At 69.0% G+C, this 2,728-nt stretch carries 2 protein-coding genes; one reads left to right on the forward strand and one right to left on the reverse strand.

Annotation, left to right across the window (positions count from 1 at the left end):
* The coding region (locus RMO12_RS15015) for a DUF3683 domain-containing protein (RefSeq protein WP_309639890.1) at nucleotides 1-1,776 on the reverse strand (1,776 nt) is incomplete at its 3' end.
* A 165-nt stretch (nucleotides 1,777-1,941) separates the two neighbouring features.
* Here RMO12_RS15015 and ugpQ point away from each other — a divergent pair.
* Complete coding sequence (gene ugpQ / locus RMO12_RS15020; protein ID WP_309639891.1) at nucleotides 1,942-2,706, forward strand: glycerophosphodiester phosphodiesterase; 765 nt, start codon at nucleotides 1,942-1,944, stop codon at nucleotides 2,704-2,706.
* Nucleotides 2,707-2,728: the final 22 nt, after the last annotated feature.

Consider the following 2,728-nt stretch of genomic DNA (forward strand, 5'->3'; position numbering starts at 1 on the left):
CTTGTTGCGCAGGCTCAGCTCGATGTTGATGCGCTCGATGCCTTCGGTGTACTCGCCCATGCGCGGCAGCGGGATCACCACGTCTTCATTGATCTTGAAGGCGTTGGTGTGCTTGCTGATGGCCGCGGTGCGCTTGCGGTCGAGCCAGAACTTCTTGCGCGCGTCGGCGCTCACCGCCACGAAACCCTCGCCGTGGCGTGAATTGGCGATGCGCACCACCTCGCTGGCGGCACGCGCCACCGCATCGGGGTCGTTGCCGGCGATGTCGCCCACCAGCACCATCTTCGGCAAACCGCCGCGCTTGCTCTTGGTGGCGTAGCCCACCGCCTTGAGATAGCGGTCGTCAAGGTGCTCGAGGCCGGCGAGCACAACGGAGGAAGGACCCCGTTCTTGCTGATTCACGCCACCGTCGCGTGCCAGCGAGAACATGTAGTCCTTGATCTCGACGATGCTCGGCACTGCTTCCTTGGCCTGGCCGAAGAACTCCAGGCACACCGTGCGTGTATGCGCGGGCATCTTGTGTACCACCCAACGCGCGCTGGTGATCAGGCCGTCGCAGCCCTCCTTCTGGATGCCCGGCAGACCGGCCAGGAACTTGTCCGTCACGTCCTTGCCAAGGCCCTGCTTGCGGAACACGCCGCCGGGGATGTCGAGCCGCTCGGTACGCAGCGGCGTCTTGCCGTCGGCCGCGAACCAGTGCAACTCGAAGCTCGCCATCGCGGCGTCGTGGATCTTGCCGAGGTTGTGGTCCATGCGCACCACCTCGAGCCACTCGGCGTCGGGTGTGACCATGCGCCACGAAACCAGGTTGTCGAGCGCCGTGCCCCACAGCACCGCCTTCTTGCCGCCCGCGTTCATGGCGATGTTGCCGCCGATGCAAGAGGCCTCGGCCGAGGTTGGATCCACCGCGAACACGTAGCCGGCGCGCTCGGCGGCGTCGGCCACGCGCTGCGTCACCACGCCGGCCTCGGTCCACACCGTGGGCACTGTCCCGGGCATGCCGGGCAGTTCGACGAACTCCACCTCGGTCATCGCCTCGAGCTTCTCGGTGTTGATGACCGCGCTCTTCCAGGTGAGCGGGATCGCGCCACCGGTGTAGCCGGTGCCGCCGCCGCGCGGGATGATCGTCAAGCCCAGCTCGATGCAGCCCTTGACCATCGCCGCAGTCTCGGCCTCGGTGTCGGGCGTCAGCACCACGAACGGGTACTCGATGCGCCAGTCGGTCGCGTCGGTCACGTGCGAGACGCGCGACAGACCATCGAACTTGATGTTGTCCTTGCGCGTGTGGCGGCCCAGTTTCCTGAGCGTGCGCTGCCGCAACTCGGCCACCACCTCGAAGCTCGCCGAGAAGCGCCGCACCGCCGCATGCGCCGCCACCAGGAGCTCGCCCACCGATGCGTTGCGCTGCTGCGCCTGCAGTTCAGGCTGGAGGGCCTCAGGCGTGCGGCGTTTGTCGATCTCATGCAAGCGATGGTCCAGCGCTTCGACCAGCAGCTTGCGCCGCCGGGGGTTGTCCTGCAGATCGTCCTGCAGGTAGGGGTTGCGCTGCACCACCCAGATATCGCCCAACACCTCGTAGAGCATGCGCGCCGAGCGGCCGGTCTGGCGCTCGGCGCGCAGCTGCTCCAGCAGCTGCCAGGCGCGCTCGCCCAGCAGCCGGATCGCGATCTCGCGGTCGGAGAACGAGGTGTAGTTGTAGGGAATCTCGCGCAGCCGCGGCGTGTTGGCCGACTGGGCGGCGTCGATTGCGGTGCAGGGAGGGAGCGGTGCGTTCATGGGTGACGGCTGAAGGCGGGGGCCGCGGCGAGGTGGATTATCGCGGTGCAGCAAAGGCTTGAAAGGTATGGCCGCTCAATGACGCGCGTGCCGGATCGGTGAAGCCTTTGGGTGGCCGGCAGCAGATGGGATTGGCCCTTGGCTCGGCGGCATTAGCATGCCCCGATGCCCGCCCTCTGCCCCTGGCCCTATCCCCTCTGGATCGCCCACCGCGGCGCCGGCAAGTTGGCGCCGGAAAACACGCTGGCCGCCTTCGACTGCGGCCTCGCGCACGGCTACCGCATGGCCGAATGCGACGTGACGCTCTCTCGCGACGGCGTGGCCTACCTGCTGCACGACGAGCGGCTCGAGCGCACCACCAACGGCCGCGGCATCGCGCTCGAGCAGACATGGGCGCTGCTCGCGCAGCTCGATGCCGGCACCTGGCAGGGCGAGCGATTCGCCCGCGAGCCGCTGGCCACGCTCGCGGCCCTTGCGGCGTTCGCTCAGGCGCGCGGCCTCGTGCTCAACCTCGAGATCAAGCCGGGGTCGGGTGACGATGTGCGCTGCGGCCGGTTCGCGGCGGCCGAGACGCTGCGCCTGTGGGCCGGCCAGGCGCCGCTGCCGCTGCTCAGTTCCTTCTCGCACACGGCGCTGGCAGCGGCGCGGGACGCCGCGCCGCAGCTGCCGCGCGCCCATCTGTTCGAGCGGCTCGCGCGCGGCTGGCTGGCCGATGCGCTGGCACTGGGCTGCGTGGCGATCGTGGTGAATCATCGCGCGCTCGACTCGGCAGCCATCGCCCAGGCGCATGCGGCCGGGCTGCGGGTGCTGGCCTACACGGTCAACGATGCGGCGGTGGCCGAGCGGCTGATTTCGACCGGCATCGACGGGCTGATCACCGATGCGGTGAACCGCCTCGGGCCGGGTGCCGCCAAGCCCGGCTCGGGCTGAAGCGAGCACCGGCGCGCTGGCT

Source organism: Methylibium sp. (assembly GCF_031393925.1).
Lineage (GTDB): Bacteria > Pseudomonadota > Gammaproteobacteria > Burkholderiales > Burkholderiaceae_C > Methylibium.